Genomic DNA, 6,369 nt, shown 5'->3' with positions numbered 1-6,369 from the left:
TTTCACTTTCTGGTTCTCCTACATCAAATTTTTCTGATACTTTGAAACCTAATTGTGGTCCTCCTTCAACAAAGAAATCTTTTCCTTGATCATCAAAATAATATTTATACATAATTGGAATATTGATATAGTTCAAGAACGCTTTATATTTATCGCCCCCTTCTTTATATAATGAATATTCTCCTTGAGTAGTATATAAAACTTCGGCTTGTAAATAGTGGTTTTCATTTCGTGTTGTTAATTGATATTTCGCTACACCTCCAGCTAAAAATCCAACTCTCTCTTTAGAAACTCCATGAACAATAGTTGTATTACTAAGTCCTACACCACCTTTTACTCCATATTCCATTTGAGCAAAAGACAAAGTAGATAAACTTAATAAGATTAAGCTTAATAGATTGGTTTTTAAATTTTTCATAAGTTATTGTATATTTTTTAACAAAATTAAAGTTTTTTTTAATACAATTTTCATTCCACAAAAAAGCTCTTCTTTGGAAGAGCTAATATGATAAAATAGTTTAAAATTATTGTTTTGGTTGTGGTGGAAATTTAGCTAAAATTTCTTCAATAGCTTTCGGTATTCTTTCCGCTTTTGCACTAATATTACTCAAGTTCAGATCAGATCCTACACCTTGCCATACCAATACATTTCGTTTGTCATCTACAATGTCAAGAACAATTGTGCCTGCTTGATAAGATGAAACGCTATTTCCATAATAACCGGCGTAGTATCCGTAAGGACCATACCCCCAATTGTTATTGTTTACAGAAATTTGTTCTTTTGAACTTGTTAATAAATTAACTACCAAATCGGCATCAGTATTTACTTTTGTAAAACCTTTTGCTGCCATTTGTGCATCAATTGCGGCAATTAATCTGTTTTTATCTAAATCGTTCACCTTCAGCTTATCCAAGCCTTTTTGATGGAAAGAATAAGTTTTATACGTTGCGAAATTTGCTGATCTATCATAATCTGTACTTACCTGAACTGTACCACAGCTCGTTACAAATAAAGACAACAAAATTATAAAAGTAAAATGTATAATTTTCATGACCTTAATTTTTAATTAAAACTACAATTATTATTCCTAAATGTAAAGTTAAATTAAAAAAAAGAAGCTCAAAACAATTGAACTTCTTTTTAACTAATATTTACAAAATTTATTAGGCTAATTCTAACTCGTTAATTTTTACTTCAACAATACCATTGTGATTGATTCTTACTAAATCTACAAGTTGTGTTTGATTGACTAATTCAAGATTAAAATCCGTCTGAACTTTTACATAATTTTCTGTAAATCCGAACATTTTTCCATCTTTGTTGTCATGTTCCCAAAGCACTTTTTGAGTTGATCCTAATTGAGATTGGTAAAAAGCTTGGCGTTTTTTCTCCGATAGTATACGCAACATTTTATTGCGACGTTTACGCTCTCCTTGATCTACAACACCATCATATTCGATAGCTTCTGTATTATCTCTTTCAGAATAAGTAAATACATGTAAATAGCTAATAGGTAATTCGTTCAAGAAATTATAGGTATCCATAAATAATTCTTCAGTTTCACCAGGAAAACCAACAATCACATCTACGCCAATACAAGCATTTGGCATTACTTCTCGAATCTTCGTTACACGATCTAAATAAAGATTTGATAAATAACGACGTTTCATTTTTTTCAAAATTTCATCATTACCTGATTGCAATGGGATATGAAAATGTGGAACAAATCGATTGCTTTTAGATACAAAATCAATTGTTTCATTTTTCAATAAATTTGGTTCAATAGATGAAATTCTAATGCGTTCGATTGCTTCAACTTGATCCAATTCTTGCACCAATTCTAAGAAAGTATGTTCGTGTTTTTTATTTCCGAATTCACCTTTCCCATAATCACCAATATTTACACCAGTCAATACAATTTCTTTGATTCCTTTTTGTGCAATTTCATTCGCATTTTTGATCACATTTTCTACAGTATCTGAACGTGAAATTCCACGTGCCAAAGGAATCGTACAATAGGTACATTTATAATCGCAACCATCTTGTACTTTCAAGAATGCACGTGTACGGTCACCAATTGAGTATGAACCAACGTAAAAATCGGCCTCTTCAATTTCACAAGAATGTACAATCGTTTCTTCTTTTTTATTGATATCGTCTAAATATTCAGCAATATTGAATTTTTCTGCAGCTCCTAAAACCAAATCAACACCTTCCATTTCCGCAATTTCTTGCGGTTTCAATTGCGCATAACAACCTACAATGACAACAAAACCTTCTGGATTTGCTTTCATTGCATTTTTCACAATCGTTCTGCACTCTTTGTCTGCATTTGCGGTTACCGAACATGTGTTTATTACGTACACATTCGCAGAATCTGTAAACTCAACTTTCTGATAACCATTATCTTTCAAGTTTCTCGCGATCGTCGAAGTTTCAGAAAAATTAAGCTTACATCCCAATGTATGAAATGCAACTGTTTTAGTTTGATTATTCATAGCTGCAAATTTAAGAAATTATCCATAGTTTTGAAACATAAAAAAATCACCTTTTTATGATGACTAAATACTTTATCTACATTATGTTATTCGTTTCAGTATTTTCGTGTTCCAAGAAAATAGAAATCGATGAAAACAAAGTATTTAAGCTTAATCGTTACGATAATATTTCTTCTTTAGATCCGATTAATGCACGCACACAAGCCAATAACTGGGCATGTAACTTGATATACAATAGTTTGGTAAAGATTGATAACCAATTGGAAATTCAACCAGATATTGCGAAATCTTGGTCGATTTCAGAAGATGGTAAATCTTATGTTTTTCATTTACGTAACGATGTTTACTTCCACAAGCACGAAGTGTTTGGTAAAGATTCTACAAGAATTGTGACAGCCTCAGACTTCGAATATAGTTTTAATCGATTAAAAGATCCTAAAGTTGGAGGTTCTGGTGGTTGGATAATGAATAATATTGATTCGTATAAAGCAATTAATGATACAGTTTTCGAGATTAAATTGAAAGAAGCGTATCCTGCTTTTCTTGGTTTAATATCGATGAAGTATGCTTCTGTTGTTCCAAAAGAAATGTTTAGAAATGGAAACGAAGATTTCATCAAACATCCTGTCGGTACAGGTCCTTTTCAGTTTAAAATTTGGGAAGATAACGTGAAAATGGTATTTAGAAAAAATCCAATTTATTTTGAATTTGATGAAAAAGGGCAACGTTTACCATATTTAGAAGCGGTTAATTTATCTTTTTTACCAGAGAAAAATTCTGAATTTTTAGAATTAATCAAAGGTAATTTAGATATGATGGCAGATTTGGATCCGTCTTATAAAGATGAAATTCTGAATCCAATAGGTGATTTGAATCCAAAATATGCGCATCTATTAACAATTCAAAAAGTTCCTTATTTAAGTACAGTTTATTTGTGTTTTTATCTTGATGCACCAAATGCAGTTGATTTGAAATTGCGTCAAGCCTTAAATTATGGAGTGAACAAAGATAAAATCATCAAATACATGATGAAAGGTCAAGCCTTTGAAGCTGATGGAGGTTTCATACCAAAAGGTTTACCTGGATATTCTGCTGAAAGCGGTTATGTATATAATCCTGAAAAAGCGCGTGAATTAATCAATGGTTATAAAAAAACAACAGGCAAGATAGAGCCTATAGAGTTGACAACTGTGCAAGAATACGTAGATGTTTGTGAATATATTGCTGCAGAAATGGCTAAACTAGGTTTACCAATAAAAGTAAATGTAGTACCTGGACCTACTATGCGCGATGGAAAATCGACAGGGAAATTTACACTTTTTAGAGCAAATTGGGGTGCAGATTATCCAGATGCTGAAAACTTTTTGTCCTTATATTATTCGAAAAATTTCGCACCAGAAGGACCAAATTATTCACATTACAAAAATGTAGAATTCGACAAATTGTATGAAGAAGCTTTTTTAATCAATAATCCAGAGGAACGTGCAAAAAAATATCAAAAAATGGATGCATTGATGATGCAAAATGCGCCAATTCTACCATTATTCTATGATCAGACAACGTTGTTTTTGAATAAAAAAGTGAAGAATTTTTCAATGGGACCAATCAAATTATTAGATTTAACACGAGTTTACAAAGAATAATTCGTTTAACTTTTCATAGAAAGATTGAATATATTTTAATAAAAATTGAATAATATTTCATTTTATTTCACGACATTCGATAATTGTTAGCTTATTTGAAATAAGCAATTTTCTCTAACGTTTGAAATCAATATTTTAAAACAAATTATTTCAGAATTTAAGCGATAAAACCGAGTTTTTTTAGATATATTTGACAGCAAATTTTTAATCAAAATCATTTAAATTTTTACTTATGAAAGTAAGACAACTTTTCGTAGTAGGATCTATCATTACTCTTGTTGCAATTGGAGTAATCTCTTATTTTTGGCCAGGAATTCTTTGGTCTTTAATAATTATTCTTCCTTTAATTGCTTTAGGAATTGCTGATATTACGCAAACAAAACATGCTATTAGAAGAAACTTTCCTATTGTAGGACATGGCCGTTATTTATTGGAAAGTATTCGTCCAGAAATCATGCAATATTTTGTAGAAACGGATACAGAAGGAAAACCGATCGACCGTTTGATGCGTAGTATGGTTTATCGTCGTGCAAAAAATGTAATTGATACGGTGCCTTTCGGAACGCAATTAGATGTTTACGAACCAGGATATGAATGGTTAAACCATTCGATGTATGCAGGTAAAATTAAACATGCAGATGATCCACGTGTTAAAGTTGGAGGAAGTGAATGTAAGCAGCCTTATTTAGCAAGTTTATTGAACATTTCTGCCATGTCTTTCGGATCATTAAGTGAAAATGCTGTGTTGGCAATGAACAAAGGTGCAAAATTAGGAAACTTTGCTCATAATACAGGTGAAGGAGGAATTTCTCCTTATCACTTACAACCAGGTGGAGATTTAATTTGGCAAATTGGTACAGGATATTTTGGATGTCGTGCAAAAGACGGAGGATTTGACCCTGATAAATATGTAGAGCGCGCAAGTTTACCAAATGTAAAAATGATTGAATTGAAAATTTCTCAAGGTGCTAAACCAGGGCACGGAGGAATTTTACCAGCAAATAAAAACACACCAGAAATTGCAGCAATTCGTGCTGTAGAACCTTATACAACTGTAGATTCACCTCCATCTCACTCGGCTTTCTCTGATGCTGAAGGGATGTTACATTTCATCAAACAATTGAGAGATTTATCTGGAGGAAAACCAGTTGGTTTCAAATTATGTATTGGGATCAAACGTGAATTTATTGAAATTTGTGAAGCAATGATCAAAACAGGTATTAAGCCAGATTATATCGCAATTGATGGTGGAGAAGGAGGAACAGGAGCTGCGCCTGTAGAGTTTTCTAACTCTTTGGGTATGCCATTATTAGATGGTTTAGCTTTTGCGGTTGATACATTACGTGGTTATGGTCTTAAAAAAGATATTCGTGTGGTCGCTTCAGGAAAAATAATTTCTTCTTTCCATATTGCACGCGCTATGGCGATTGGTGCTGATTTGGTTTATTCTGCTCGTGCCATGATGATGGCTGTAGGTTGTATTCAAGCGTTACAATGTAACACAAATACTTGTCCTGTTGGTGTGGCAACACAAGATCGTGAATTGATGAAGGGATTAGATGTAGAAGATAAAGCAACGCGTATGTATAATTTCCACAAGAAAACAATGCATATTTTATCTGAATTAATTTCTGCAACAGGTGTTAAATCGCACAGAGATTTTAACCGTTCTCATGTTAATTTACGTATCGACAATACACGTATTATGTCTTATGACCAATTATACCCAATTGTAGAAGAAGGTGCATATGTTGGCATGTCTGTAGAAGAAGTTTTACAAGAAATTAGAGTTCGTACAATGAGCAAGGTGAATTAATCAAACTCAAAAAAATATTTTTAAAGCTCAATTTCGATTGAGCTTTTTTTGTAATTAGTATTTTTTTATATTTATGATGATGAATTGTTATAAATACAAATACAACGGAAAAGAATTACAAAACGAGTTCAACATCAATCTTTACGACTACGGAGCAAGAAACTACGACCCTGCAATCGGACGTTGGGGAGTTCATGATCCTGCAAGTGAATATATGGTTGAATGGTCTCCTTATACTTATGCTTATACCGACCCTATTTCTTTTATAGATGAAGATGGAGAAATGCCTGGACCTGTAGGAGCTATTATAGGTATCTTTTCTGATTATGTAACACAAGTTGGAGTCAACTATTTTTTAGAAGGTAAAAACTTTAAAACTTCTTTAACAGATATTAGCGGTTGGTCTTTAGC

At 32.3% G+C, this 6,369-nt stretch carries 6 protein-coding genes; 3 read left to right on the top strand and 3 right to left on the bottom strand.

Going from position 1 to position 6,369, the window contains the following annotated elements; translation table 11 throughout:
- The 3 genes from Q0616_RS08000 to mtaB form a co-directional block, all read right to left on the bottom strand.
- Nucleotides 1–418: outer membrane beta-barrel protein (locus tag Q0616_RS08000; RefSeq protein WP_298776320.1), on the bottom strand; the 418-nt coding region annotated here is incomplete at its 3' end.
- A 106-nt stretch (nucleotides 419–524) separates the two neighbouring features.
- Nucleotides 525–1,052 carry a DUF4136 domain-containing protein gene (locus tag Q0616_RS07995; RefSeq protein ID WP_171622654.1) on the bottom strand — a complete coding sequence of 176 codons (528 nt, stop codon included), beginning with the start codon at nucleotides 1,050–1,052 and terminating at the stop codon, nucleotides 525–527.
- A gap of 112 nt (nucleotides 1,053–1,164) precedes the next feature.
- A complete protein-coding gene (gene mtaB, locus Q0616_RS07990; RefSeq protein ID WP_225539335.1) occupies nucleotides 1,165–2,499 on the bottom strand; it encodes a tRNA (N(6)-L-threonylcarbamoyladenosine(37)-C(2))-methylthiotransferase MtaB in 1,335 nt (444 codons plus the stop codon).
- Between the two features lie 56 nt (nucleotides 2,500–2,555).
- Here mtaB and Q0616_RS07985 point away from each other — a divergent pair, with 56 nt between their 5' ends.
- The 3 genes from Q0616_RS07985 to Q0616_RS07975 form a co-directional block, all read left to right on the top strand.
- Nucleotides 2,556–4,142: an ABC transporter substrate-binding protein gene (locus tag Q0616_RS07985; protein WP_298776317.1), complete on the top strand. Its 1,587-nt coding sequence runs from the start codon at nucleotides 2,556–2,558 to the stop codon at nucleotides 4,140–4,142.
- 232 nt (nucleotides 4,143–4,374) lie between these two features.
- Nucleotides 4,375–5,958, top strand: coding sequence for an FMN-binding glutamate synthase family protein (locus Q0616_RS07980; protein ID WP_171622656.1), 1,584 nt, complete (start codon nucleotides 4,375–4,377; stop codon nucleotides 5,956–5,958).
- A 79-nt stretch (nucleotides 5,959–6,037) separates the two neighbouring features.
- On the top strand, nucleotides 6,038–6,369 hold a 332-nt coding region (locus tag Q0616_RS07975; RefSeq protein WP_298776314.1), incomplete at its 3' end, for an RHS repeat-associated core domain-containing protein.

The organism is uncultured Empedobacter sp. (assembly GCF_937930195.1).
GTDB lineage: Bacteria > Bacteroidota > Bacteroidia > Flavobacteriales > Weeksellaceae > Empedobacter > Empedobacter stercoris.
Note: the sequence above shows the minus strand (reverse complement) of the source record. Positions and strands in the feature narration are given on the sequence as shown.

Excerpts from the sequence above, each read along its gene's own strand:
- Q0616_RS07995 (WP_171622654.1), bottom strand. The coding sequence starts at position 1,052 with ATGAAAATTATACATTTTACTTTTATAATTTTGTTGTCTTTATTTGTA.
- mtaB (WP_225539335.1), bottom strand. The coding sequence starts at position 2,499 with ATGAATAATCAAACTAAAACAGTTGCATTTCATACATTGGGATGTAAG.
- Q0616_RS07985 (WP_298776317.1), top strand. The coding sequence starts at position 2,556 with ATGATGACTAAATACTTTATCTACATTATGTTATTCGTTTCAGTATTT.
- Q0616_RS07980 (WP_171622656.1), top strand. The coding sequence starts at position 4,375 with ATGAAAGTAAGACAACTTTTCGTAGTAGGATCTATCATTACTCTTGTT.